The sequence below is a fragment of the Mycobacterium sp. NGS59 genome (assembly GCF_059812345.1).
Window position 1 is genome coordinate 34980 of the sequence record NZ_JCALCN010000018.1, and the last position, 25169, is coordinate 60148.

The window sequence follows — 25169 nt, forward strand, 5'->3', positions numbered from 1 at the left end:
ACAGCCAACTCACAACGAAGAATAAGGAGTCATCCATGAGCAATGTCGCCTTGTGGTCGCGTCCGGCGTGGGACACCGACCGGTGGTTACGGGACTTTTTCGGTCCCACCTATTCGGACTGGAAAGCGGACTCGACCAAGCCGGTGAGCAGCGGGTTCAACCCCGCGGCCGAGATCGTGAAGGACGGCGAGGACGCGGTAGTCCGCGTTGAGCTGCCCGGCGTGGACGTCGAGAAGGACGTCAACGTCGAGGTGGACAAGGGCCGCCTGGTCATTCACGGCGAACACCGCGACGAGCACGCCGAGGAGAAGGACGGCCGCACCTTGCGGGAGATCCGCTACGGGTCGTTCCGCCGGTCGTTCCAGTTGCCGGCGCACGTCACCGGCGAGGCCATCTCGGCCTCCTATGACGCGGGTGTGCTGACCGTCCGCGTCACCGGCGCGTACGCGGGTGCTCAGCCGCAGCGCATCGCCATCACCAAGTAGCGCGAGCAGACGTAAAAGCCCCCATTTCGTACCGAAATGAGGGGCTTTTACGTCTGCTCGGCATCAAACCCAGCCGGCCAGCAGCTCGTTGGCGCGGGCCGACAGGGCCCGTTGGAAATACGGCCCGAAGCTGACCCGGCCGACACCGAGGGGGCCGAACGACGCCGGGTCGTCCTGATCCGGCAAGGCGATCGCATTGATCGGCAGCGGTAGCTCGGTTGCCAAGCGGCGCAACGTCTCTGGGTCATGGCGCCCCACCGGGTACAGAACGTCCGCGCCGGCGTCGGCGGCTTCCGTCAACCGTGCCACGGCGCGTTCGACACGGTCCGCATCGTCGCCGTCCTTGCGCAGGAACAGGTCGGTGCGGGCATTGAGCACGACGTGCACCCCCGCCGCGTCGGCCGCCGCGCGCAATCCCGCCACGAGCTCGGCGTGTTCGGCGGAAGAACGCAGCCGGCCGCCTTCGGAATGCACGGTGTCCTCGATGTTCAGCCCGACGGCACCCGCCTGCAGCAGACCCTCGATCAGTCGCTGCGCGGGCAGCCCGTAGCCGGATTCGATGTCGACCGATACCGGCACGTCCACAGCCGTACAGATCTGGGCGACGCGCGCCAGCACGTCGTCGAACGACATCCCCTCGCCGTCGGGTTTGCCGATCGAGTCGGCCAGCGGGTGGCTGCCCACGGTCAGCGCGGCGAAACCGGCGTCTACCGCCAGGTTTGCCGACCAGGCATCCCACACGGTCGGGAGGATGACCGGGTTACCGGGCTGATGCAGTTCCAGCAGCGCCCGGGCGCGCTCGGCGAGTTGCGGCATGTCCAGTGCTTTCTGATCGCGGTGGACGACGTGACGGACGTCTTGCCCGACGTCGGTGGAAAACAGCGGATAGTATCTGGTTGCAGACTGTGATCCGCAACACCTTCAGCCCAGGGAGATCTCTTGTCCACCACTACTGAACTCGCCGAACTGCACGACCTGATGGGCGGGCTGCGGCGGTGCGTGAGTTCTCTCAAGGCGCGCTACGGAGACAACCCGGCGACGCGTCGCATCGCGATCGACGCCGACCGCATCCTGAGCGACATCCAGCTTCTCGACAGCGACGTCGCCGAATTGGACCTCGCCCGGGCCACCGTGCACCAATCCGGGGAAAAGATCGCCATCCCGGACACCCAGTACGACAGCGATTTCTGGCGCGATGTCGACGACGAGGGTGTCGGGGGTCACAACCGCTCCTGACGTCGAAGCCCGACTAAATAGCGGGCGTTTGCTCTGTGTACCCTTCGGTTTACAGCCCGTTCGAAGAGGAACACAAATAGATGAGCGCACCCACGGCGAGTCGTTCTGACTCCGGCGTCTTTTCTCCATCTCGCGCACAGCTCGCGCAGAAGACGCTCCGCACGGATAGGTGGTGGCTTCAGCCACTGCGGATCAACCTCGGCTTTGCCGCATTCGTCATCTACGCGACGGTGCGTGCGTTTCAGCGGGATCACTTCTACGTCGAGAAGTATCACTACCTGACGCCGTTCTACTCGCCGTGCCTCAACGAGAAGTGTGGCCCGGCCAGCGAGTTCTGGCCGCAGATCTTTCCCGCTTCGGGGCTGCTGTCGCTGGTGCCCTACGCGGCGCTGACGCTGCCGTTCCTGCTGTTGTTCCGGCTGACCTGCTACTACTACCGCGGCGCCTATTACCGCACGGTGTGGCAGTCGCCCACTGCCTGCGCAGTCGCCGAGCCGCGCGTGCACTACACCGGTGAGACGCGGTTCCCGCTGATCATCCAGAACACGCACCGCTATTTCTTCTACATCGCCGTGCTGATCTCGTTGATCAACACCTACGACGCGATCGTCGCGTTCCATTCCGATGAGGGGCCGGGCGGATTCGGCTTCGGCCTGGGCAACGTGATCCTGCTCGGCAACGTCATCATGCTGTGGTTTTACACCCTGTCCTGCCACTCTTGCCGGCACGTCACCGGCGGACGCCTCAAGCACTTCTCCAAACATCCTGTGCGGTACTGGATCTGGACGCAGGTGAGCAAGATCAACACCCGGCACAAGCTGTTTGCGTGGATCACGCTCGGCACGTTGATGCTCACCGACTTCTACGTCGCACTGGTGGCCAGCGGCACCATCTCCGACTTGAGATTCGTTGGCTGACAAGCCAACTCATAATTAGAGGACTTAGCGAGGTTTCATGGTTGAGGTCGAACGGCATGCCTACGACGTAGTCGTGATCGGTGCCGGCGGCGCAGGATTGCGTGCGGTGATCGAGGCGCGGGAACAGGGCCAGAAGGTCGCGGTGGTGACCAAATCCCTGTTCGGCAAGGCCCACACGGTGATGGCCGAGGGCGGGTGCGCCGCTTCGATGGGGAACGCCAACCCGAAAGACAACTGGCAGACCCACTTTGGCGACACGATGCGCGGTGGAAAGTTCCTCAACAACTGGCGGATGGCCGAATTGCACGCCAGGGAAGCCCCGGACCGGGTGTGGGAGCTCGAGACCTACGGCGCGCTGTTCGACCGCACCAAGGACGGCCGGATCAGCCAGCGCAACTTCGGTGGGCACACCTACGCGCGGCTTGCGCACGTCGGCGACCGCACCGGCCTGGAACTGATCCGCACCATGCAGCAGAAGATCGTCTCGCTGCAGCAGGAGGACTTCGCCGAGTTCGGCGACTACGAGGCCCGAATCAGGGTGTTTGCCGAGTGCACCATCACCGAGTTGCTCAAAGACGGTGACGCCATCGCCGGAGCGTTCGGCTACTGGCGCGAGACCGGCAAGTTCGTGCTGTTCGAGGCCCCGGCGGTGGTGCTGGCCACCGGCGGAATCGGCAAGTCGTTCAAGGTGACCTCGAACTCGTGGGAGTACACCGGCGACGGACACGCGCTGGCGCTGCGGGCCGGCGCCACGCTGATCAACATGGAGTTCGTCCAGTTCCACCCGACGGGCATGGTGTGGCCGCCGAGTGTGAAGGGGATCCTGGTCACCGAGGGTGTCCGCGGTGACGGCGGCGTCCTGAAGAACTCCGACAACGAGCGGTTCATGTTCGGTTACATCCCGCCGGTGTTCAAAGGTCAGTACGCCGAGACCGAGCAGGAAGCCGACCAGTGGCTCAAGGACAACGACTCGGCCCGTCGCACCCCGGACCTGCTGCCCCGTGACGAGGTCGCTCGGGCGATCAACTCCGAGGTCAAGGCCGGTCGCGGCACCCCGCACGGCGGGGTCTACCTGGACATCGCCTCGCGTCTGACCCCGGCCGAGATCAAGCGCCGGCTGCCGTCGATGTACCACCAGTTCATGGAGCTGGCCGAAGTCGACATCACCAAGGAGGCGATGGAAGTCGGGCCGACCTGTCACTACGTGATGGGCGGGGTGGAGGTCGACGCCGACACCGGCGCGGCCAAGGTGCCCGGGCTGTTCGCCGCGGGCGAGTGCTCCGGCGGCATGCACGGCTCCAACCGGCTCGGCGGTAACTCGTTGTCCGACCTGCTGGTGTTCGGCCGCCGCGCCGGCCTGGGGGCCGCGCAGTACGTGGCCGCGCTGGACAACCGGCCGAAGGTCTCGTCCGAAGCCGTCGATGCCGCCGCCGAGTTCGCGTTGCATCCGTTCGAGGGCCCGACGGACGGCTCGGCGCCGGAGAACCCGTATGCCCTGCAGATGGACCTGCAGCACGTGATGAACGACCTGGTCGGCATCATCCGCAAAGAGGACGAGATTTCCAAGGCGCTGACGCTGCTCAAGGAGCTGTGGGCGCGGTACAAGAACGTGCAGGTCGACGGGCAGCGGGAGTACAACCCGGGCTGGAACCTGGCGATTGACCTGCGCAACATGCTGCTGGTCAGCGAGTGCGTGGCGAAGGCGGCGCTGGAGCGCACCGAGAGCCGCGGCGGCCACACCCGCGACGACCACCCCGGCATGGACTCCGGTTGGCGCAACACGTTGCTGGTGTGCAGCGAGGCGCAGGACGATCCGGACAACCACATCACCATCGAGCGGCAGCAGCAGATTCCGATGCGCCAGGACTTGCTGGAGCTTTTCAAGCTCTCGGAATTGGAGAAGTACTACACCGACGACGAGTTGGCCGAGCATCCGGAACGGAGAGCGTAATGGCGTACAACGCGAGCATGCGGGTATGGCGCGGCGACGTGAGCGGCGGTGCGCTGCAGGAGTTCACCGTCGAGGTCAACGAGGGCGAGGTGGTGCTCGACGTCATCCACCGCCTGCAGCAGACCCAGACGCCGGACCTCGCGGTGCGGTGGAACTGCAAAGCGGGTAAATGCGGCTCCTGCTCGGCGGAGATCAACGGCCGGCCGCGGCTGATGTGCATGACCCGGATGTCGACGTTCGAGGAGAACGAGGTCGTCACCGTTACCCCGATCCGGACGTTCCCGGTGATCCGCGACCTGGTGACCGACGTGTCGTTCAACTACGAGAAGGCCCGCGAGATCCCGTCGTTCACCCCGCCCAAGGAACTGCAGCCGGGTGAGTACCGGATGGCGCAGGTCGACGTGCAGCGTTCACAGGAGTTCCGCAAGTGCATCGAGTGCTTCCTGTGTCAGAACGTGTGCCACGTGATCCGCGACCACGACGAGAACAAGCAGGAGTTCGCCGGCCCCCGCTATCTGATGCGGATCGCCGAGCTCGAGATGCACCCGCTGGACACGGTGGACCGGCGCGACATGGCTCAGGAGGACTTCGGTCTGGGCTACTGCAACATCACCAAGTGCTGCACCGAGGTGTGCCCGGAGCACATCACCATCACCGACAACGCGCTGATCCCGATGAAGGAACGCGTTGCCGACCGCAAGTACGACCCGGTGGTGTGGCTGGGAAACAAGCTGTTCCGGCGCTGACGTTAAGCCGGCGGCGGGATCGGGTATCCGAAATTGATGCTAGATCCCACCAGTATTGACGAACTCAAGACGGCCATCGACGAGATGACGCAGCGCGCGGAACTCGCGCGCAAAGAGGGCCGGAACGACGACGCGACCGAGATCGAGCAGCACATGCAGGGTCTGCGGGAACGGCTCGCCGAGCGCTCGCCGACCTAGACGCCCAGGCGGCGCAGTTCGCTGCGGTGGAAGACGATGGGCGCGATGCCCGCATCCACCGTCACCTCGCTGACCCGCAGCACCACGATGGTGTGATCTCCGGCCGGGATCAGTTGCTCTATCGCACTTTCCAGCCACAGGCCGGTGCCCTGGATGAAGACGGCGCCCGTCTGGCTGGACACGGTCTCCAGGCCGGCGAACCGGTCGCCGGTCTTGGCGGCCAGGGTGCGGACGGCGACGTCGTGGGCCTCTCCCAGCACGCTGATGCCCAGCGTCGGCACGTCTTTGAGTTTCGGCCAGGTGGTCGACGTGTTCTGCACGCAGAACGACACCAACGGCGGGTCCAGTGACACCGGGACGAAAGTGCTGGCCGCCAGACCGTGGCGGATTCCGTCGACCTGGGCAGCGATGGCCACCACCCCGGTGGGGAAGTGGCTGAAAGCCTCACGCAGCGACGTCGGCGTCAGCTTGTTGTTCGAATTCACCGGACTTCATTCGCTCCTCGAGCCGAGAACGGGATTCTCGCTTCCGCAGCCTACCCGGCCCCCGGCACGTAGCCATACCGGGAAGCCACATCGGGGTGCGCCCGCAGCCGGCTCTTCCAGGCATTGCGTCCATAGACGGGGTAGATCGGATCTCTCGGATCGTGTTTCGGGCCTGCACGCAGGTGCGCAGGCAGGTCGAGCACCGGTATCTGGGCGTCCAGCCGCGGGTTGAAGAAGTAGGGCACCGAGATCCGCTGGGCGCCGGCCTCGTCCAGCTGCACCCGGTGCTCGGTGGCCCGCAGGTAACCGCCCGTCGCGAACTCCAGCAGCTCCCCGATGTTGACGACGAACGCGCCGTCCAACGCCGGCACGTCGATCCAGTCCCGGCAACCTGGGGGACGCACTTGCAACCCACGGCTGCCCGGTTCGGCAAGCAGCAGGGTAAGCACCCCGGAATCCTGGTGCGCGCCCACACCCTGCGGGCCGGCCGGGCACGCCGGATACCTGATCACCTTGATCAGCGTCGCGGGTGCGTCGGCGAAGGCCGCGTCGAACACCTCGGGTGGGCTGCCCAGCGACGCCGCCCAGTGCTGTAGCAAGCTGCGCGACACCTGGGACAGCGCGGCGTCGAACTCGGCGACGATCCCTGGTAGCTCAGGCAGACCGGCGGGCCACTGATTCGGCCCTTGCAGCCAGAGGTAGTCCGGTCGGCCGGGGCCGCCGATCGGGGGTCGCTCGGGACCGATGTCGATCTGCTCACGCCAGTCGACCTCGCCGCGGGTGTACTCACCGCCCAGCCGGGTGTAGCCGCGGAAGTGCGGACTGTGCACCATCGCCACCGCGTCCTTGTCGGCCTGCGGCAGCGCGAACAGGCGGCGCGCCGCGCTGAGCACCTGGCCGGTCAAGGCTTCCGGCACCCCGTGGCCGGTCAGGTAGAAGAAGCCGACCCGGTGGGCCACGTCGCGAAGAGCTTCGCGCAGCAGGGTGGGATCGGCGCGCAAATCCACCACCGGTGGTGTCGTGACGCTCCCCACATGCCCATCATCGCCGCAGGTGAGCGGGGTTGCCAGGGATTCGCTCACCGGCATCCCAACCGGTTGGTTAGTTAGACAGTGCAATTTAGCTCACACTGGCTTGCGTCAAGTTACTGATCGGTATAGTTTTAACGTGTTACTGGTGGGTAACTTAGCCCTAGTACCCAACCACAGGTGGCATTCTCAATGAGGAGGACCCGTAGTGAGCCACTACAAGAGCAACGTCCGTGACCAGGAATTCAACCTGTTCGAGGTACTTGGCGTTGACCAGGCTTTAGGCCAAGGCGAGTTCAGCGATCTGGACGCCGACACCGCTCGCGAGATGCTCGCCGAGGCCGCGCGGCTGTCCGAGGGACCCGTCGCCGCATCGTTCGTCGACGGTGACCGCAACCCGCCCGTCTTCGACCCCAAGACCTTCTCGGTGGAGCTGCCCGAGTCGTTCAAGAAGTCGGTCCGCGCGGTCATGGACGCCGGTTGGGACAAGGCCGGCCTCGACGAGGAACTCGGCGGCATGCCGATGCCACGATCGTTGATGTGGGCGCTGCACGAGCACATCCTCGGCGCCAACCCGGCGGTCTGGATGTACTCCGGTGGCGCGGGCTTCGCCCAGATCCTCTACCACCTCGGCACCGAGGAGCAGAAGAAGTGGGCCGTGCTGGCCGCCGAGCGCGGCTGGGGCTCGACCATGGTGCTCACCGAGCCGGACGCCGGATCCGACGTCGGCGCGGGCCGGACCAAGGCCGTGCAGCAGGAGGACGGTTCCTGGCACATCGACGGCGTCAAGCGGTTCATCACCTCCGCCGACTCCGGTGACCTGTTCGAGAACATCTTCCACCTGGTGCTGGCGCGACCGGAAGGCGCCGGCCCCGGCACCAAGGGGCTGTCGCTGTTCTTCGTGCCCAAGTTCCACTTCGACCCCGAGACCGGCGAGCTGGGCGAACGTAACGGCGTGTTCGTCACCAACGTCGAGCACAAGATGGGCCTGAAGGTCTCGACCACCTGCGAGCTGTCCCTGGGCCAGCACGACGTGCCCGCCAAGGGTTGGCTGGTCGGCGAGGTGCACGACGGCATCGCGCAGATGTTCGAGGTGATCGAGCAGGCCCGGATGATGGTGGGCACCAAGGCCATCGCCACCCTGTCGACCGGTTACCTGAACGCGCTGGAGTACGCCAAGTCGCGGGTGCAGGGTGCCGACCTGACCCAGATGACCGACAAGACCGCACCGCGGGTCACCATCACCCACCACCCCGATGTACGTCGGTCGCTGATGACCCAGAAGGCCTACGCCGAAGGGCTGCGGGCGCTGTACCTGTTCACCGCCACCTTCCAGGACGCGGGGGTGGCCAAGGTGGTGCACGACGTCACGCCTGAGCTGGCCGCCAAGATCAACGACCTGATGCTGCCCATCGTCAAGGGTGTCGGCTCGGAGCAGGCGTACGCCAAGCTCACCGAAAGCCTGCAGACCTTCGGTGGTTCGGGCTTCCTGCAGGACTACCCGATCGAGCAGTACATCCGGGACGCCAAGATCGACTCGCTCTACGAAGGCACCACCGCCATCCAGGCGCAGGACTTCTTCTTCCGCAAGATCATCCGCGACAAGGGTGTGGCGCTGGCGCATGTCTCCGGCGAGATCCAGAAGTTCGTCGACAGCGAGTCCGGCAACGGCCGACTCAAGAGCGAGCGGGCACTGCTGGCCAAGGCGCTCACCGACGTGCAGGCGATGGCCGCCTCGCTGACCGGCTACCTGATGGCCGCGCAGGAGGACGTCACCAGCCTCTACAAGGTGGGTCTGGGCTCGGTGCGCTTCCTGATGAGCGTCGGCGACCTGGTCATCGGCTGGTTGCTGCAGCGTCAGGCAGCGGTGGCGATCGAGGCTCTGGACGCCGGTGCGACCGGGTCTGAGCGGTCCTTCTACGAGGGCAAGATCGCGGTGGCGTCGTTCTTCGCGAAGAACTTCCTGCCACTGTTGGCCAGCACCCGCGAGGTGATCGAGACGCTGGACAACGACATCATGGAGCTCGACGAAGCCGCCTTCTGAGCCGGCTCACGCCGACTGCCGCGACTGTGAATCCTGCGACGCATACACCGCGTGTCGCGTCGCAGGATTCCCACTCAGTGGGCCGATCGCACTCGGTGGGCCAATCGCGCCGCGTACGCTGACAACGACCAAAAAGACCGCCGCTGGATCCCCTCAAACCAGCGGCGGCCCTTTTCGTTCGCCCGTCTCCGCTGACCGGCGGTCGACCAGGGATTGCCCCGCGTTGCCGTCGGGGTCGGGGGGTCAGACCACAACACGGGGCCATCCGGACTCACGGATACCCAAACGCTCCGGTACCAAACCACCCGATTTCAATTCCCTTGGGATGTTTCCGGGCGGGCGAAAACCGCGGGTCAGGCCTCCAGGATCGCCGCTACGCCCTGACCACCGGCCGCACAGATCGAGATCAGCGCCCGCACCGTGCCCTTCCCCTTGGTTGCCTTTTTCTTCTCGGCCAGCTGCTTGGCGGCCTGCGCCAGGATCCGTCCGCCGGTGGCGGCGAACGGGTGCCCGGCGGCCAGCGACGATCCGTTGACGTTGAGCTTGGACCGGTCGATCGAACCCAACGCGGCGTCCAGACCCAGCCGGCCCTTGCAGTATTCGTCGGACTCCCACGCCTGCAGATGCGCCAGCACCACCGAGGCGAACGCCTCGTGGATCTCGTAGAAATCGAAGTCCTGCAGCGTCAGCTCGTTGCGCGCCAGCAACCGCGGTACCGCGTAGGTGGGTGCCATCAGCAAACCGTCGTTGCCGTTGACGTAATCGACCGCGGCCGTCTCCGCGTCGACGAAGTAGGCCAGCGGCGTCAGCGAATGGTCGGCGGCCCACTGCTCGGTGGCCAGCAAAGCGACGGAAGCGCCGTCGGTGAGCGGCGTCGAGTTTCCGGCCGTCATCGTCGCGTCGCCGGCCTTGACGCCGAAGACGGGCTTGAGCTTGGCCAGCTTTTCCACGCTGGCGTCCGGGCGCAGGTTGTCGTCCCGGTAGAGGCCGAGGAACGGGGTGATCAGGTCGTCGAAGAAGCCCCGGTCGTAGGCGTCGGCCATGTTGCGATGGCTGGCAACGGCCAGCTCGTCCTGATCGACCCGTTTGATGCCCATCTCCTTGGCCGTCAGCGCCGCGTGCTCACCCATCGAGAGTCCGGTGCGGGGTTCGCTGTTGGCCGGCACCGCGATGCCGAGATTGGCCGGCAGCGTGCCGACCAGCTTGAGACGTTCCACGTTGGACTTGGCGCGGCGCACCTTCAGCAGGGTGCGGCGCAGGTCGTCGCCGAGCGCGATGGGCGCGTCGGAGGTGGTGTCCACCCCGCCGGCGGCGGCTACCTCGTACCGGCCGGCGGCGATGCCGTCCGCGGCGGCGATGGCCGCCTGCAGACCCGTGCCGCAGGCCTGCTGGATATCGAAGGCAGGAGTGTCAGGTGAGAGGTCCGATCCCAGCACGCATTCGCGCATCAGGTTGAAGTCGCGGCTGTGCTTGAGCACCGCCCCGCCGATCACCGCGCCGAGTCGCTCACCGGACAGGTTGAACCGGTCTACCAGCCCGCCGAGGGCGGCGGTGAACATGTCCTGGTTGGAGGCTTCGGCGTAGCTGCGGTCCGATCGGCCGAACGGGATGCGATTGCCGCCCAGCACGGCGACGCGCCGCCTTGACTCTGAACTTCCAGTGGCCAATTTATTCTCCGTGTGTCGCCGCTTGGTCGGGGATGATTTTGGGGTACCCGCCTCGGCAGGCAATACTACCCACTGTTCTTACTCCGAAGTAAGTTCGTCCCTGACACGGAAGGCAACTCAGTGGCCACCAAGCGCGCGCCCGACCTGTTCTCGCAGGTCGTGAACTCCGGACCCGGATCGTTTCTGGCCAAACAGCTGGGCGTCCCGCAACCTCAGCCGTTGCGGCGCTACAGCGTCGGCGAGCCCCCACTGGCCGGATCGCTGCTGATCGGTGGGGAGGGCCGGGTGGCGGAGCCGCTGCGTGCGGCGCTGGCCGACGACTACGACTTGCTGGGCAACAACCTGGGCGGACGCTGGGCCGACAAGTTCGCCGGGCTGGCGTTCGACGCCACCGGGATCACCACCCCGGCCGGGCTGAAGGCACTGCACGAATTCTTCACGCCGCTGCTGCGCAACCTCGAGCCCAACGCGCGCGTGCTGGTGATCGGCACCACGCCGGAGGCCGCGGGCAGCACCGACGAGCGCATCGCGCAGCGCGCGCTGGAGGGCTTCACCCGCTCGCTGGGCAAGGAAGTTCGCAACGGAGCCACGGTGAACTTGGCGTACCTGGCCCCCGACGCCAAACCGGCGGCCACGGGGCTGGAATCCACCGCGCGCTTCATCCTGTCGGGCAAGTCGGCCTACGTCGGCGGCCAGGTGTTCTATGTCGGCGCGGAGGACGCGACGCCGCCCGCCGACTGGGACAAGCCGCTGGACGGCAAGGTCGCCATCGTGACCGGCGCGGCCCGGGGCATCGGCCGCACCATCGCCGAGGTGTTCGCCCGGGACGGCGCGAAGGTGGTGGCGATCGACGTCGAGTCCGCCGAAGACGCGCTGTCGGAGACCGCCAACAATGTCGGCGGCACCCCGCTGTGGCTGGACGTGACCGCCGAGGACGCCGTGGACAAGATCACCGAGCACCTGCGCGACCACCACGGCGGCAAGGCCGACATCCTGGTCAACAATGCCGGGATCACCCGCGACAAGCTGCTGGCGAACATGGACGACGGCCGCTGGGACTCCGTGCAGGCTGTCAATCTGCTTGCCCCGCAACGTCTTACCGAGGGCCTGGTGGACAACGGAACCATCGGCGCGGGCGGCCGGGTGATCGGCCTGTCCTCGATGGCCGGGATTGCCGGTAACCGTGGGCAGACCAACTACGCCACCACCAAGGCCGGGATGATCGGCCTCACCCAGGCACTGGCGCCCGTGCTCGCCGAGAAGGACATCACGATCAACGCCGTGGCACCGGGATTCATCGAGACCCAGATGACGGCGGCGATCCCGGTGGCCACCCGCGAGGTGGGTCGCCGGCTGAACGCGCTGCTGCAGGGTGGCCAACCCGTCGACGTGGCTGAGACCATCGCCTACTTCGCCAGCCCGGCGTCGAATGCGGTGACCGGCAACGTCGTTCGGGTCTGCGGCCAAGCCATGATCGGGGCCTGAGATGGGTCAACCCAGCGGGCTTCGCAACATGCTGCGCGCGGTGGCCGGGGCGCTACCCGTGGTGCCCCGATCGGACAAGCTGCCCACCCGCACGGTGACGGTCGAGGAGCTGCCCATCGACCAGGCCAACGTCGCCGCCTACGCCGCGGTCACCGGGCTGAGTTACGGCAACAACGTGCCGCTGACCTACCCGTTCGCGCTGACGTTCCCGTCGATCATGTCGCTGGTGTCCGGGTTCGACTTCCCGTTCTCCGCAATGGGTTCGGTGCACACCGAGAACCAGATCACCCAGCACCGGCCGATCGCGGTGACCGACACGGTCAGTGTGCAGGTTCATGCCGAGAACCTGCGCGAGCATCGCAAGGGCCTGCTGGTCGACCTGCTGACCGACGTGCACGTCGGCAACGACCTGGCCTGGCAGCAGGTGACGACCTTCCTGCACCAGCAACGCACCAGCTTGTCCGACGAACCCAAGCCGCCGCCGAAAAAAGAACCCAAGCTGCCGCCGCCGTCGACCGTGCTGAGCATTTCGCCGGCACAGATTCGTCGGTACGCCGTGGTGGGCGGTGACCTCAACCCGATCCACACCAATGGTGTCGCCGCGAAGCTGTTCGGCTTCCCGACTTCGATCGCGCACGGAATGTTCAGTGCCGCAGCGGTATTGGCGAACATCGAGGGCAAATTGCCGGACGCGGTGCAGTATTCGGTGCGGTTCGGCAAGCCGATCCTGTTGCCGGCGAAGGTGGGACTGTACGTCGAGCAGGCCGACGGCGGCTGGGATCTGTCGCTGCGCAACCTTTCCAAGGGCTATCCGCACCTGACCGGGAGCGTCAAGCCGCTGTAGTTTTCACCCGGCCCGGTGGTCGTGGGGCGGCGGGCGGCGGCCGAGGACGAGTGTCTTGATCTCGTGCGCGCCGACGGCGGTGACCGCGAAGACCACCAGCATCCAGATCGGCGGCCGGGCCAGTTCCCAGACGAAGATCGCGGACCACACCGGCGATCCCTGCGTCACCGCCAGCACGCCGGCGGCCGCGGCCAGCGAGATCACCGGTCCGTGCAGATGGGTGCCGGCCACCTGGTTGAGCGCCAGCACCAACAGCGACCCGGCCGCGGCGCCGGTTGCCAACGAAGGCGTGAGCAGACCACCCGCTCCGCCGGCCCGCAGGAACAGCGCGGTCAGCAGCGGCTTCAGCACCAGAATCACCGCCGCCGAGGTGAGCGTCATGCCGGCGGCCAGGCTGACGGTGAGCACGCTCTTGCCGTTGCCGGGCAGTTCGGGCCACCAGTGCGAGCAGATGCCGGTGAGCAGGCCGGCCGCGGCGAGCGCCGGGATCACCGCCCAGGACCGCATCAGCTCGGCCGGCCGGGCGGCCGCGATGATCTTGTTGAACGCCCACCCCACCCCGAACGCCAGCGGCGCGAGGGCCAGGCCGTGCGCGCTGAGCAAAGGGGTTTGTTCGGCGCTGGGCCACTGCAATTCGTGGTGATCGTGGGTGATCACCGACGCGACGGCGACGGCCAGGCTGGAGGTGATCAGCGCCGCACCGACCGCCCGCAGGCGCCAGGTGTTGAGCAAAATCCGCAGGGCGAACAGCGCGCCGGCAGTCGGAACGGCATAGACCGCGGCCAGCCCGGCACCGGCCGCGCAGGCCAGCAGGATCTCGCGATCGTCGCGCGACAGCCTGCGCAGCGATCCGGTGCCGAAATCGCTTGCTGCAGCGGCGAATTGACGCGGCGCACCTTCGCGTCCCAGCGACGCACCGGATCCGACGAGCAGCACCTGCAGCACCGCGTCGACGCTCCAGGCGGCCCGCGGAATCGGCTGCCGGTTCGCAATGGTTCCGGCCAGCGGCGGCACGTCCGCCCGGCGTCGCAGCAGCCACCACCCCAGACCGGCCAGCGCGGCGCCCACCATCGGCCCGAGCGCGCGGCGGATGGGACTGCTGGCGGTGATGCCGTCGAGCAGCGAGCCGAAAGTGTAGTGATAGGTGAGGTGTTCGACGGAGCGCAGCACGACCGTCGTCGCCAATCCGGCAAGGCCGGCCAGCAGGCCGGTAATGACTGTCGCGCAGAAGAACTCGAGGTTCCGGCGAGGCACCGGGATCTACCCCGTCGCGGTGTTGGACGCCACGTCACGATCGGCGGGCGCCCCGCGCAGACCCGCCCAGAACAGGTCGATCATCAGCTGTGCCGCGGCGTCGGCGTCGATGTCGCCGGTGCTGAGCCGGTTCGCGATCGCCTCCCCCGCCCCCACCAAAGCGACTGACATGACGTCGATCTCGGAATCGGTGCGGGGGCTGCGGGTGCCGGCACGCACCAGACCTCCGACCAGTTCGATGATCTGCTCGCGGCCCTCGCGCACCGTGTGGGCGAACGCCTGCGAGCTGGTGGCCTGGGTGTACATCACGATCCACGAGGCGCGGTTTTCGTCGATGTAACGCAGGAACGAGCTGATAGTGTTGCGCAGCAGGTCTTTTGGGCTCTGGGTGAAGTCGATGTCGGCGCGCAGCGCGTCGATGAACCGGCCCATCTCCCGGTTCAGGCACGCGCCGAACAGGTCTTCCTTGGAGCCGTAGTACAGATACAGCATCGGCTTGGAGATCTGCGCCTCGGCGGCAATGGTGTCCATCGAGGTCTCGTGATAGCCGTTGACCGAGAACATCTGGACGGCAGCGTCGAGCATCTGTTGCTCGCGCACAGCACGCGGTAACCGTTTGCTGCCACCGGCCATTGGTCCTGCGCCTCTCTCGCCTGTCCTTCCGACTCTAGAGCTAACGACCGCACGTCGGGGTGACGTGCTTCATGGCGGCCACCCGGATCAGGGATGCGTCGACCCGTTGGACCGGCAGGTCACCGGTGTTCACCGCCTGCTCGAGGCGGTCCAGGACGGCCTGCACCTCCTTGGTGGTGATCCACAGCGCGATGTCGGTGCCGGCCTGCAGCGTCTTCAAGACCGCCTCGGTCACCGGTAACAGGTCTGAAATGGCGGCCATGCTGGACAGGTCGTCGCTGAACACCGGGCCGTCGAACGCCGGGCCGCCGTAACCGGTTCCGGTACGCAGTAATTCGACGGCCTTCGGACTCAGGCTGGCCGGCTCGGTGCCGGTCAGGCCCGGCACCTGCATGTGGCCGATCATCACCGCCACCGGGCTCTTGTCCAGCAGCGTCCGGTAGGGCAACAGGTCGTTGGCGATGAGCTCGCCCAGCGGTGGCGTGCTGACACCGCCGGTGTGGGAATCCCCGGAACCGTGCCCGTGCCCGGGGAAGTGCTTGAGCACCGGCAGCAAACCCGCGTCCCGCAGACCCTGCGCGTACTGCCCGGCCCATTCGGTCACCTTCGCCGGGTCCGAGCCGAACGAGCGGTCCCCGATCACGGTGTCGTCCGGGGCGTCGGTGACGTCGACGACCGGGGCGAAGTCGACGGTGATGCCCAGGTCCTTCATCTTGCGGCCGCGGGTCAGCGCCAGGTCGTGGACCTGCTGCGGCGTCATGGTCTGGCCCATCTCCTTGGCCGTCGGCCCCCTGCCGTCCAGCAGCGTGCGCAACCGGGACACCCGGCCGCCCTCTTCGTCGACGCCGACCGCCAGCGGCAGCGGCGCCGCGGCATTGGCGACCTCGGTCAGCGGGCCCGGCAGCATGGTCAGGTCGGTGTCGCTGTCGATGATGATGCCGCCGACATGGAACTGGCTGACGACGGCTTTGGCGTCGGCCGCGTCTTTGACCCCGACCATCAGCAGCTGGGCCAGCTTGTCGCGCAGGTTCGTGATCTTCGCCGGCACTTCGCGGGGATCGACACACAACTTGTTGCCGGGTGCCGCGGCCGGGGTCGAGCTGGTGGGCGCCGGGGTGGGCGTGCTGGTCGACGATGCCGGCCCGTGTTTGGTGCCGCTGTCACTGCAGGCCGCCACCAGCATCGACGCGGTGGCAAGGACGGCCAGAGTACGGGGAAAAGCCATCCGGACATGCTGTCACGGGGCGTTTCGCCGCGAGGTGCGGGGGGCGCGGGCCGTTCTGCTAGGTTCGATCACTATGAACCGGATCGTCGCGCCAGCCGCCGCAAGTGTGGTGGTGGGTCTGTTGCTCGGTGCGGCCGCGATCTTCGGGATCACGCTGATGGTCCAGCAGGACACGAAGCCGCCACTGCCCGGGGGCGATCCGTCGTCGTCGGTGCTCAACCGGGTCGAGTACGGCAACCGCAGCTAGTCAGGGTGTGACCGGCCAGTCGGCCCTGTCGCGTCTTTGGCTGCTGCTCGTCGGGGCCGTCTCGCTCGTCCTGAGCTTCGCCCAATCTCCCGGGCAGGTCTCCCCCGACACCAAACTCGACCTCACCGCCAACCCGCTGCGGTTTCTGGCGCGCGCCACCCACCTGTGGAACAGCGACCTGCCGTTCGGGCAGTCGCAGAACCAGGCCTACGGCTACCTGTTTCCGCACGGCAGCTTCTTTGTGGCCGGGCATTTGCTGGGGGTGCCCGGTTGGGTCACCCAGCGGCTGTGGTGGGCGCTGCTGTTGACGGCCGGATTCTGGGGGTTGCTGCGCGTCGCCGAGGCCCTCGGCATCGGGAGCCCATCGTCGCGGGTGCTGGGCGCGGTCGCTTTCGCGTTGTCGCCGCGGGTGCTGACGACGATCGGGTCGATCTCGTCGGAAACGTTGCCGATGATGCTGGCGCCGTGGGTGCTGTTGCCGACGATCCTGGCGCTGCGTTCGGATCCCGGCCGATCGGCGCGGGTGCTGGCCGGTCAGGCCGGGCTGGCGGTGGCGCTGATGGGCGCGGTGAACGCGATCGCGACGGCCGCGGGTTGCCTGCCGGCGTTGATCTGGCTGGCCTGTCACCGGCCGAACCGGCGGTGGTGGCGTTACGTCGGCTGGTTGCTGGCGGCGGTGGCCGTGGCGGTGCTGTGGTGGGCGGTGGCGCTCAGCCAGTTGCGTGACGTCAGTCCGCCGTTTTTGGACTTCATCGAATCCTCCGGGGTGACCACCCAATGGTCGTCGCTGGTGGAGCTGCTGCGCGGCACCGACAGCTGGACGCCGTTCGTGGCGCCGACCGCGACGGCGGGCGCGCCGCTGGTCACCGGGACCGTGGCGATCCTGGGCACCTGTCTGGTCGCGGCCGTCGGGCTGGCCGGGCTGGCCCTGCCCGGGATGCCGGCGCGCGGCCGATTGGTGACGATGTTGCTGGTCGGGGTCGTGCTGCTGGCGATCGGCTACAGCGGCGGGCTGGGCTCGCCGATCGCCCATCAGGTACAGGCGTTCCTGGACGCGGCCGGCACGCCGCTGCGCAACGTGCACAAGTTGGGGCCGGTGATCCGGATCCCGCTGGTGCTGGGCTTCGCGCACTTACTGGGCCGGATCCCGTTACCGGGCAGTGCGCCCAGGCCGGTGTGGCTGCGCGCGTTCGCACACCCGGAGCGCGACCGGCGGGTCGCCGTCGGGATCGTGGCGCTCGTCGCGCTGATGGTGAGCACCTCGCTGGCGTGGACCGGCCGGCTGACGCCGCCGGGAACGTTCCGCGCGATACCCGACTACTGGCATCAGACCGCCAACTGGCTTGCCGGCCACCCGGGCGGCCGGGCGTTGGTGGTGCCCGGCGCACCGTTTGCGACCCAGGTGTGGGGTACCAGCCACGACGAGCCGTTGCAGGTGCTGAGTTCGGGTCCGTGGGGGGTGCGCGACTCGATCCCGCTGACGCCGCCGCAGACCATCCGCGCGCTGGACTCGGTGCAACGCTTGTTCGCCGCTGGGCGCCCGTCCGCCGGGCTGGCCGATACCCTTGCCCGCCAAGGTATTTCGTATGTCGTGGTGCGCAATGATCTGGACCCGGAGTCGTCGCGGTCGGCGCGACCGATTCTGGTGCATCGCGCCGTCACGGGATCGCCGGGACTGGACAAGGTGGCCGAGTTCGGGGCGCCGGTGGGACCGGGCACACTGGCCGGCTTCGTCAACGACAGCGGGCTGCGGCCACGCTATCCGGCGGTGGAGATCTACCGGGTCGGTTCGGGCGGCGATCCGGGTGGGCCGGGTGGGCCGGGTGCGCCCTACTTCGTCGACACCGACCGACTCGCGCGCGTCGACGGCGGCCCGGAGGTGCTGCTGCGCCTCGACGAGCGGCGGCGCCTGCTCGGCCAGCCGCCGCTGGGGCCGGTGCTGATGACCGCGGACGCTCAGACCGCCGGCCTGCCGACGCCGCTCGTCACCGTCACCGACACCCCGCTGGCCCGCGAAACCGATTACGGCCGAGTGGATCTGCATTCGTCGGCGATCCGCGCGCCCGACGACGCCCGGCACACTTACAACCGGGTGCCCGACTACCCCGTCCCGGGCGCGCAGACGGTCTACGGAGCCTGGACGGGCGGGCGCATCACGGCGTCCAGCTCGTCCTCGGATGCCACCGCGCTGCCCGACGTCGCACCGGCCACCGCACCGGCCGCCGCGATCGACGGCGACCCGGCGACCGCCTGGGTGTCCAACGCGCTGCAGGCCGCCGTCGGGCAGTGGCTGCGGGTCGACTTCGACCATCCGGTGACGAATGCCGTCCTCACGTTGACTCCCAGCGCGACGGCCGTCGGCGCCCAGGTGCGACGCATCCTGGTCGAGACCGCCAACGGCAGCACCACGCTGCGCTTCGACGAAGCCGGCGAACCGTTGACCGCCGCGCTGCCGTACGGCGAAACCCCGTGGGTGAAGATCACCGCTGCCGCCACCGACGACGGCTCACCCGGCGTCCAGTTCGGCATCACCGACCTGAGCGTCACCCAGTACGACGCGTCCGGGTTCGCCCATCCGGTGACGTTGCGGCACACGGTGTCAGTGCCCGGGCCGCCGCCGGGTGCCGCGATTGCGGGCTGGGATCTGGGCGCCGAGCTGCTGGGCCGGCCGGGGTGTGCGGCGGGGCCGGACAATGTGCGGTGCGCGTCGTCGATGGCGCTGACGCCCGAGGAGCCGGTCAACCTGAGCCGCACGCTGACCGTGCCGGGGCCGGTTACGGTGCGGCCGACGGTGTGGGTGCGCCCGCGGCAGGGCCCCAAGCTGGCCGACCTGATCGCCGAACCCGGCACCGCCCGCGCCCGCGGTGATTCCGATGTGGTCGAGATCCTCGGCTCGGCGTACGCGGCCACCGACGGCGATCCGGGCACCGCGTGGACGGCCCCGCAACGGGTGGTGCAGCACAAGACGCCGCCGACGCTCACTTTGACGCTGCCGCGGCCCACCGAGGTGGCCGGGCTGCGGTTGACCCCCAGCCGGTCGGTGCTGCCGGCGCACCCGACGCTGGTGGCCGTCGACCTGGGTGACGGCCCGCAGGTGCGGGCGCTCTCCGGTGGCGACCTGTCGTTGCAGCCGAAGGTGACCGACACCGTCACCGTCAGCCTCCTCGACTGGGACGACATCATCGACCGCAACGCGCTGGGCTTCGACCAGCTCAAGCCCCCCGGGCTGGCCGAGATCGTCGCGTTGGGCACCGACGGTGGGCCGATCGCGCCGGCCGCCCCGGACCGGGACCGGCAGGTTTTCGTCGACTGTGAGCACGGGCCGGTGATCGCGGTGGCGGGCCGGTTCGTGCATACCTCCGTCCGGACCACCGCGGGGGCGCTGTTGGACGGCCGGCCGGTGGTGGCGCAACCGTGTGAGACCGAACCGATCGCACTGCCGGCCGGACAGCAGGAATTGCTGATCAGTCCGGGCGCGGCGTTCGTCGTCGACGGCGTCCAGTTGGCGATTGGTCCCGAAACTTCCGGTGCCGCAGTTGCTTTCGCTCCCGTCGGGGACTGGGGTCCGTCCCGTCGCGAGGTGCGGGCGGCGGCGTCGGGCACGTCTCGGGTGTTGGTGATTCCGGAGAGCATCAACCCCGGCTGGGTGGCGCGGGACGGTAGCGGGGCGCGGCTGACACCGGTAGCGGTCAACGGGTGGCAGCAGGGTTGGGTGGTGCCGGCGGGGGATCCCGGCACCATCACGCTGACGTACGCCGCCGACACCCTCTACCGCGCCGGACTTTTCGGCGGCCTTGCTCTGCTGCCGCTGCTGGCCATGCTGGCATTCTGGCGCCGGCGCGGCGATCCGGGGGATCCCGCCGCGGTGCCGTGGACACCTGGACGATGGGCGGCGATTCCCGTGCTAGGGGCCGGGGCGTTGATCTCCGGTCTCGTGGGAGTCGTGGTGTTCGGAGCAGCACTGGCCGTGCGGTACGCGTTGCGGGATCGCTTCACCGTGGCGTTCAGTGCCGGTGGGTTGATCGCGGCCGGGGCCGTGTTGTCGCGGCACCCGTGGCGCTCGGTGGACGGGTACGCGGGTCACTCCGCGGGTGTCCAACTGCTGGCGCTGATTTCGTTGGCCACGGTGGCCGCTTCGGTGGTGGTGTTGCGACAGGGTGGCGACGAGTAGTTCGGGGCTGGTTGACTGGATACCGCCATGGGATGGTTTTCGGCGCCCGAATACTGGCTGGGCACTACGGTGCTGCAGCGTGGCGTGGCGCTGATCTATCTGATCGCCTTTGTGGCGGCGGCGCGACAGTTCCGGGCACTCATCGGGGAAGACGGCATGCTTCCGGTGCCGCGATATCTGGCCGGACGGTCGTTCTGGCGCGCGCCGAGCATCTTCCACTTCCGTTACTCGGACCGGCTTTTCGCCTTCGTGTGCTGGACGGGCGCCGTGTTGTCGGCGGCGGTGGTCTGCGGCGTGACGCGGGTCGCGCCGTTGTGGGCAGGGATGCTGGTCTGGCTAGTGCTGTGGGCGCTGTATTTGTCGATCGTCAACGTCGGGCAGACGTGGTACGGGTTCGGTTGGGAGTCCCTACTTTTGGAGGCGGGGTTCCTGATGATCTTTCTCGGCGGCGAGCGGGTGGCGCCGCCGCTGCTGACGCTGTTGCTGGCGCGCTGGCTGTTGTTCCGGGTCGAGTTCGGGGCCGGCTTGATCAAGATGCGCGGCGACCGCTGCTGGCGGGACTTGACGTGCCTGTACTACCACCACGAGACGCAGCCGATGCCCGGTCCGCTGAGCTGGTTCTTCCATCACCTGCCCAAACCGTTGCATCGGATCGAGGTGGCGGGCAATCATTTTGCGCAGCTGGTGGTGCCGTTCGGATTGTTCGCGCCGCAGCCGGTGGCCGGGATTGCCGCGGCGATCATCATCTTGACGCAATTGTGGCTGGTGCTGTCGGGGAACTTCGCCTGGCTCAACTGGGTGACGATCCTGTTGGCGTTCAGTGCGGTCGCGGTGCCCGAGCATCCCGACTTGCCAACGCCGCCGATGTGGTTTGTTGCCGTGGTGATCGTCGCTGCCGCGGCGATGGTGGTCTTGGGTTATTGGCCGACGCGCAACATGCTGTCGGCGCGGCAACGGATGAACGCCTCGTTCAACGCCTTTCACCTGGGCAACACCTATGGTGCCTTCGGCAGCATTTCCCGCACCCGGCATGAGGTGGTGATCGAGGGCACCGATTCTGCCGATCCCACCGACGATGCGGTGTGGCGCGAGTACGAGTTCGAGGGCAAGCCCACCGGACTGCGGCGGCTGCCAAGGCAATTCGCGCCCTACCATCTGCGGCTGGACTGGCTGATGTGGTTCGCCGCCATCTCGCCCGGTTACGCGCTGGCGTGGATGACACCGTTTTTGCACCGGCTGTTACGCAATGACGCAGCGACGCTACGGCTGTTGCGGCACAACCCATTTCCGGATGCGCCGCCGCGGTATGTGCGTGCGCAGCTTTACGTGTATCGGTTCACTACGCCGGCTGAGTTGCGGCGCGATCGCGCGTGGTGGCATCGGACGCTGATCGGGAGCTATGTGCCGCCGATGTCACTGCGCCACTAAGGTTCGTCGTCGTCCTCGGGGATCAGCAGTTTCTCGGGGTGGTGGAAGGTGTTGATTCTGGGTTGGCCGTGGTCGAGGTGTGCTGGGGGGATCCATTCGGTGTGGCCTTGGGTGTTGGTGCGGGTGGTCCAGCCTTTTTCGGCCAGTCTGTTATCGGGGCCACAGGCCAGGGTGAGGTCGTTGATGTCGGTGCGCCCGGTTTTGCGCCATGCGGTGACGTGGTGGACTTCGGAGTGGTAGGCCGGGGCGTCGCAGCCGGGTCTGGTGCAGCCGAGGTCTTTGGCGCACAGCATGATCCGCTGGGCCGGGGAGGCCAACCGCTTGGCGTGATACAGGGCTTGGGGTTTGGCGCCGTCGAAGATCGCCAAATAGTGGTTGGCGCCGCCGCCGGCCATGCGGATCAGATCGTTCATGGGTAGGCGGGAGCCGCCGCCGGTGCGCGCCCACCCGGCGGCGGCTTCCAGTTCTGCCACGGTGGTGGTGGCGATGATGGTGACCGGCAGCCCGCGATGCTTGCCTAGCTTCCCGGAGGCCAGCAGTGCGCGTAGCCCGGCCAGCAGCGCGTCGTGCTGGCGTTGGGGTCCCGAGCGGGTATCGCGCTGCGCCTCCTCGGTATCGGGTTCGCCGTCCACGCGCGGTGCCTCATCGGTCGGGTTGCACATCCCCGGTGCGGCCAACTTCGTCCACGCCGCTTCGATCGCGGCCCGCAGCTCGGGGGTGACCAGCCCGCTCAGGCGCGACATCCCGTCGAACTCCTGCTTGCCCAGCATCAGGCCGCGCCGGCGGGCGCGTTCGTCATCGCTGTAGTTGCCGTCGGGGTGCAGATAGGCCATCACTTCCTGGGCATAGGTCTGCACTTGTTCGGGGCGAAAGTGGGTGGCCTTGTCGACCAGGTCGGCTTCGGCGTCCTGCCGGGTCAACGCATCGACCGTGTCGGGCAGATGGGCCAGGAATTTGCGGATCAATCGGATGTGTTCATCACCGATGAGTCCGGCGCCTTGGGCGGTCGCGGTCGCGGTGAGCAGCGGCGCCAACGCCTCCCCCGACAGCGCCCGCCGCGGCCCCAGATCGTGGGCTTCGGCGATACGGCGGCCGGCTTCGGCTTTAGAGATCCGCAACCGATCCGCCAACGCACTGCGCAGCTTGCCGCCCAACTCCTCCTCGGCGGCGTGGGCGGCGAGTTGGTTGATCACCGCGTGCTGGGGTGTGCGCAGTTGGCGGGCTGCCCGTTCCAGGCGCTGCAGAGCCCGCATCCGCTCCGGGGTGGTGAACACCTCAAAGGACAACGCGCACAGACGATCCACATCCGCATCGAGTGCGTCAAAGACCTCCACGATCTCTTCACGCGTGCTCGCTGCCATACCTCAGATTCTAGGAACCGGCACCGACAACTCCCCGGCCCCGACGACGCTCCTGTGCATAGACCTCTGACTGTGGACAAGTCGGATGCCGAGAAAGCTACAGCGTCTCGTCCAGCTCCCCGAGCCGGTCGGTGAGCCGCAGGTTCTCCGAATAGTCCACCGGACAGGAGATGATGGACACGCCGTCGTCCTCCAGCGCCGTCCGCAGCGTTGGCAGCAGATCCTCGGCGCTTTCGATCCGATACCCCTTGGCGCCGAAGCTTTCTGCGTAACGCACCACGTCCGGGTTGCCGAATGAGACGTGGTGGTGCTCACCGAGCTCGAGGTCCATCTTCCACTCGATCAGCCCGTAGCCGCCGTCGTCCCAGATCAACACCACCAGCGGAATCTTCTCCCGCACCGCGGTTTCGATCTCCTGCGAATTCATCAGGAACGCACCGTCGCCGACTACCGCCAGCACCTTCGCGTCGGGCCGGGCGAGCTTCACCCCCAGCGCCCCGGGCAGCGCAAAGCCCATGGTGGACAAGCCGTTCGAGATCAGGCAGGTGTTGCGTTCGTAGGTCGGATACAGGCGGGCCATCCACATCTTGGTGGCTCCGGTGTCCACCAGCACCACGTCGTCGCGCCCCAGCGCCTCCCGGGTATCGGCGACCAGCCGCTGCGGCGTCACCGGGAAACGCGAATCCTGTTGTCCGCGAGCGAATTCCTCTTCCAGCAGTCCGGACCCGGGAACCTCGTTGTCGTCGAAGCGCTTCCCGTCCAGGGCATCGGTGAGTTCGTTCAGCGAGTCGGTGATGTCGCCGATGATCCCCACCTCGACGGTGTAGTTCGCGTCGACCTCGGCGGGAAACCGGTGGACGTGCAGAATCTTCTTGTCGCCCTTGGGATTGATGCGGGCCGGATCGAACTCCTGCAGTTCGTATCCGACCGCGATCACGACGTCGGCGTTGTCGAATCCGAAGTTGACGTAGTCGTGCGTCATGAAGCCCAGCGTGCCGATGCTGTTGGGGTGATCGTCGGGCATCACGCCCTTGCCGTGGAAGGTGTTGGCCACCTTGATGCCAGTCTTTTCCGAGAAGCGGACCAGCGCCTCGGTGGCGTCGCTGCGGGCGGCGCCATGCCCGGCGAGTACCGCCGGACGCTGCGCGTTGCGCAGGATGTCCACCGCGCGGGCGATCTGCCGCGGCGCCGGTGCGTCGGCGCGAACGACCCTGCGCGGCAACGGCGTCAGGTCGTAGTCGTCCTCGTCCTGGTCGATGTGTTCGGGCACCGCCAGGTAGACCGCGGCCGGGCGTTCGGTCTCGGCGGTCTTGAACGCCTTGCGGACCATCTCCGGGATGGCGCGCGCGGTCGGGATGTCGGCGGCCCACCGGGTGATCGGCGCGTACATCGACACCAGGTCCACGTACTGGTGCGACTCCTTGTACTCGCGGTCCTGTCCGACCTGCGCCGAGATCGCGACCACCGGGGTGCTGTTGGTGGTGGCGTCGGCGACGCCGAGCTGCATGTTGATCGCCCCCGGCCCCAGCGTCGCGGACACCACCCCGGCGCGACCCGTGACGCGGCCGTACATCTCGGCCATGAACGCCGCGGCCTGCTCGTGCCGGGTCAGCACGTAGCGGATGTCCGACGCGGCCAGCGCCTGGATGAGACGGATGTTCTCCTCCCCCGGTATCCCGAAGACGAACTGGACTCCCTCGTTCTCCAGGCACTTCACGATCAGCTCAGCCGCTGTGCTCATCCGCTGGACCTCCCCGTCTCCAC

The 25169-nt window shown here is 67.5% G+C and carries 21 protein-coding genes; 12 read left to right on the forward strand and 9 right to left on the reverse strand.

What is annotated here, in order from left to right; translation table 11 throughout:
* Window positions 1-35 precede the first annotated feature (35 nt).
* Window positions 36-485 carry an Hsp20/alpha crystallin family protein gene (locus AC5Y46_RS18645; RefSeq protein ID WP_499943982.1) on the forward strand — a complete coding sequence of 150 codons (450 nt, stop codon included), beginning with the start codon at window positions 36-38 and terminating at the stop codon, window positions 483-485.
* A 63-nt stretch (window positions 486-548) separates the two neighbouring features.
* On the opposite strand, the gene AC5Y46_RS18650 is transcribed toward AC5Y46_RS18645, so the two are convergent.
* Window positions 549-1301, reverse strand: a complete 753-nt coding sequence (locus tag AC5Y46_RS18650; RefSeq protein ID WP_499992458.1) for an isocitrate lyase/PEP mutase family protein — start codon at window positions 1299-1301, stop codon at window positions 549-551.
* A gap of 123 nt (window positions 1302-1424) precedes the next feature.
* Here AC5Y46_RS18650 and AC5Y46_RS18655 point away from each other — a divergent pair, with 123 nt between their 5' ends.
* From AC5Y46_RS18655 to AC5Y46_RS18675, 5 genes are all read left to right on the forward strand, one after another.
* The gene (locus AC5Y46_RS18655; protein WP_499943984.1) at window positions 1425-1721 is read left to right on the forward strand and encodes an Rv0250c family protein; all 297 of its coding nucleotides are present in this window, start codon (window positions 1425-1427) and stop codon (window positions 1719-1721) included.
* Window positions 1722-1801: 80 nt separating this feature from the next.
* The gene (gene sdhC / locus AC5Y46_RS18660; RefSeq protein ID WP_499992459.1) at window positions 1802-2638 is read left to right on the forward strand and encodes a succinate dehydrogenase subunit SdhC; all 837 of its coding nucleotides are present in this window, start codon (window positions 1802-1804) and stop codon (window positions 2636-2638) included.
* 37 nt (window positions 2639-2675) lie between these two features.
* Complete coding sequence (locus tag AC5Y46_RS18665) at window positions 2676-4589, forward strand: fumarate reductase/succinate dehydrogenase flavoprotein subunit (RefSeq protein WP_499992460.1); 1914 nt, start codon at window positions 2676-2678, stop codon at window positions 4587-4589.
* Window positions 4589-5335 carry a succinate dehydrogenase/fumarate reductase iron-sulfur subunit gene (locus tag AC5Y46_RS18670; protein WP_499943987.1) on the forward strand — a complete coding sequence of 249 codons (747 nt, stop codon included), beginning with the start codon at window positions 4589-4591 and terminating at the stop codon, window positions 5333-5335. The genes AC5Y46_RS18665 and AC5Y46_RS18670 overlap by 1 nt, the downstream gene beginning before the upstream one ends.
* A 36-nt stretch (window positions 5336-5371) precedes the next feature.
* On the forward strand, window positions 5372-5533 hold the full coding sequence (locus AC5Y46_RS18675; RefSeq protein WP_499943988.1) for a hypothetical protein: 162 nt from the start codon (window positions 5372-5374) through the stop codon (window positions 5531-5533).
* Here AC5Y46_RS18675 and AC5Y46_RS18680 read toward each other — a convergent pair.
* Together AC5Y46_RS18680 and AC5Y46_RS18685 are read right to left on the reverse strand one after the other, a co-directional pair.
* A complete protein-coding gene (locus tag AC5Y46_RS18680; protein WP_499992461.1) occupies window positions 5530-6018 on the reverse strand; it encodes a flavin reductase family protein in 489 nt (162 codons plus the stop codon). The genes AC5Y46_RS18675 and AC5Y46_RS18680 overlap by 4 nt on opposite strands.
* 50 nt (window positions 6019-6068) lie before the next feature.
* Window positions 6069-7106 (reverse strand): isopenicillin N synthase family dioxygenase, encoded by a 1038-nt coding sequence (locus AC5Y46_RS18685; protein ID WP_499992462.1) that lies wholly within the window; start codon window positions 7104-7106, stop codon window positions 6069-6071.
* A gap of 148 nt (window positions 7107-7254) precedes the next feature.
* Between AC5Y46_RS18685 and AC5Y46_RS18690 the strand changes: the two genes are divergently transcribed.
* Window positions 7255-9090 (forward strand): acyl-CoA dehydrogenase, encoded by a 1836-nt coding sequence (locus AC5Y46_RS18690; RefSeq protein ID WP_499992463.1) that lies wholly within the window; start codon window positions 7255-7257, stop codon window positions 9088-9090.
* Between the two features lie 353 nt (window positions 9091-9443).
* On the opposite strand, the gene AC5Y46_RS18695 is transcribed toward AC5Y46_RS18690, so the two are convergent.
* Window positions 9444-10757 (reverse strand): acetyl-CoA C-acetyltransferase, encoded by a 1314-nt coding sequence (locus tag AC5Y46_RS18695; RefSeq protein WP_499992464.1) that lies wholly within the window; start codon window positions 10755-10757, stop codon window positions 9444-9446.
* 120 nt (window positions 10758-10877) lie between these two features.
* On the opposite strand from AC5Y46_RS18695, the gene AC5Y46_RS18700 reads away from it, so the two are divergent.
* Window positions 10878-12242: a 3-oxoacyl-ACP reductase gene (locus tag AC5Y46_RS18700; protein ID WP_499992465.1), complete on the forward strand. Its 1365-nt coding sequence runs from the start codon at window positions 10878-10880 to the stop codon at window positions 12240-12242.
* A 1-nt stretch (window position 12243) separates the two neighbouring features.
* Window positions 12244-13086, forward strand: a complete 843-nt coding sequence (locus tag AC5Y46_RS18705) for a MaoC/PaaZ C-terminal domain-containing protein (RefSeq protein ID WP_499992466.1) — start codon at window positions 12244-12246, stop codon at window positions 13084-13086.
* 3 nt (window positions 13087-13089) lie between these two features.
* Here AC5Y46_RS18705 and AC5Y46_RS18710 read toward each other — a convergent pair whose 3' ends face one another.
* Genes AC5Y46_RS18710 through AC5Y46_RS18720 form a run of 3 tightly spaced genes read right to left on the reverse strand, consistent with a single transcriptional unit; the run spans window position 13090 to window position 16198 of the window.
* Window positions 13090-14346, reverse strand: a complete 1257-nt coding sequence (locus AC5Y46_RS18710; protein WP_499992501.1) for a chloride channel protein — start codon at window positions 14344-14346, stop codon at window positions 13090-13092.
* Complete coding sequence (locus AC5Y46_RS18715; protein WP_499943996.1) at window positions 14347-14973, reverse strand: TetR/AcrR family transcriptional regulator; 627 nt, start codon at window positions 14971-14973, stop codon at window positions 14347-14349. It lies immediately after the preceding gene.
* Window positions 14974-15013: 40 nt separating this feature from the next.
* The gene (locus tag AC5Y46_RS18720; protein WP_499992467.1) at window positions 15014-16198 is read right to left on the reverse strand and encodes a glycoside hydrolase family 3 N-terminal domain-containing protein; all 1185 of its coding nucleotides are present in this window, start codon (window positions 16196-16198) and stop codon (window positions 15014-15016) included.
* 73 nt (window positions 16199-16271) lie between these two features.
* On the opposite strand from AC5Y46_RS18720, the gene AC5Y46_RS18725 reads away from it, so the two are divergent.
* From AC5Y46_RS18725 to AC5Y46_RS18735, 3 genes are read left to right on the forward strand one after another with little or no spacing between them, the layout of a single operon-like run.
* Window positions 16272-16445: a DUF2613 domain-containing protein gene (locus tag AC5Y46_RS18725; protein ID WP_023369784.1), complete on the forward strand. Its 174-nt coding sequence runs from the start codon at window positions 16272-16274 to the stop codon at window positions 16443-16445.
* A gap of 25 nt (window positions 16446-16470) precedes the next feature.
* Entirely contained in the window at window positions 16471-20616 is a 4146-nt protein-coding gene (locus AC5Y46_RS18730) for an alpha-(1->3)-arabinofuranosyltransferase domain-containing protein (RefSeq protein ID WP_499992502.1), read from the forward strand.
* Window positions 20617-20643: 27 nt separating this feature from the next.
* Window positions 20644-22044, forward strand: coding sequence for a lipase maturation factor family protein (locus tag AC5Y46_RS18735; protein ID WP_499992468.1), 1401 nt, complete (start codon window positions 20644-20646; stop codon window positions 22042-22044).
* Here the strand turns inward: AC5Y46_RS18735 and AC5Y46_RS18740 are convergent.
* Together AC5Y46_RS18740 and AC5Y46_RS18745 are read right to left on the reverse strand one after the other, a co-directional pair.
* Entirely contained in the window at window positions 22041-23405 is a 1365-nt protein-coding gene (locus AC5Y46_RS18740) for an HNH endonuclease signature motif containing protein (RefSeq protein ID WP_499992469.1), read from the reverse strand. The two genes, AC5Y46_RS18735 and AC5Y46_RS18740, sit on opposite strands and share 4 nt — an antisense overlap.
* A gap of 97 nt (window positions 23406-23502) precedes the next feature.
* The gene (locus tag AC5Y46_RS18745; RefSeq protein WP_499992470.1) at window positions 23503-25146 is read right to left on the reverse strand and encodes an acetolactate synthase large subunit; all 1644 of its coding nucleotides are present in this window, start codon (window positions 25144-25146) and stop codon (window positions 23503-23505) included.
* Window positions 25147-25169: the final 23 nt, after the last annotated feature.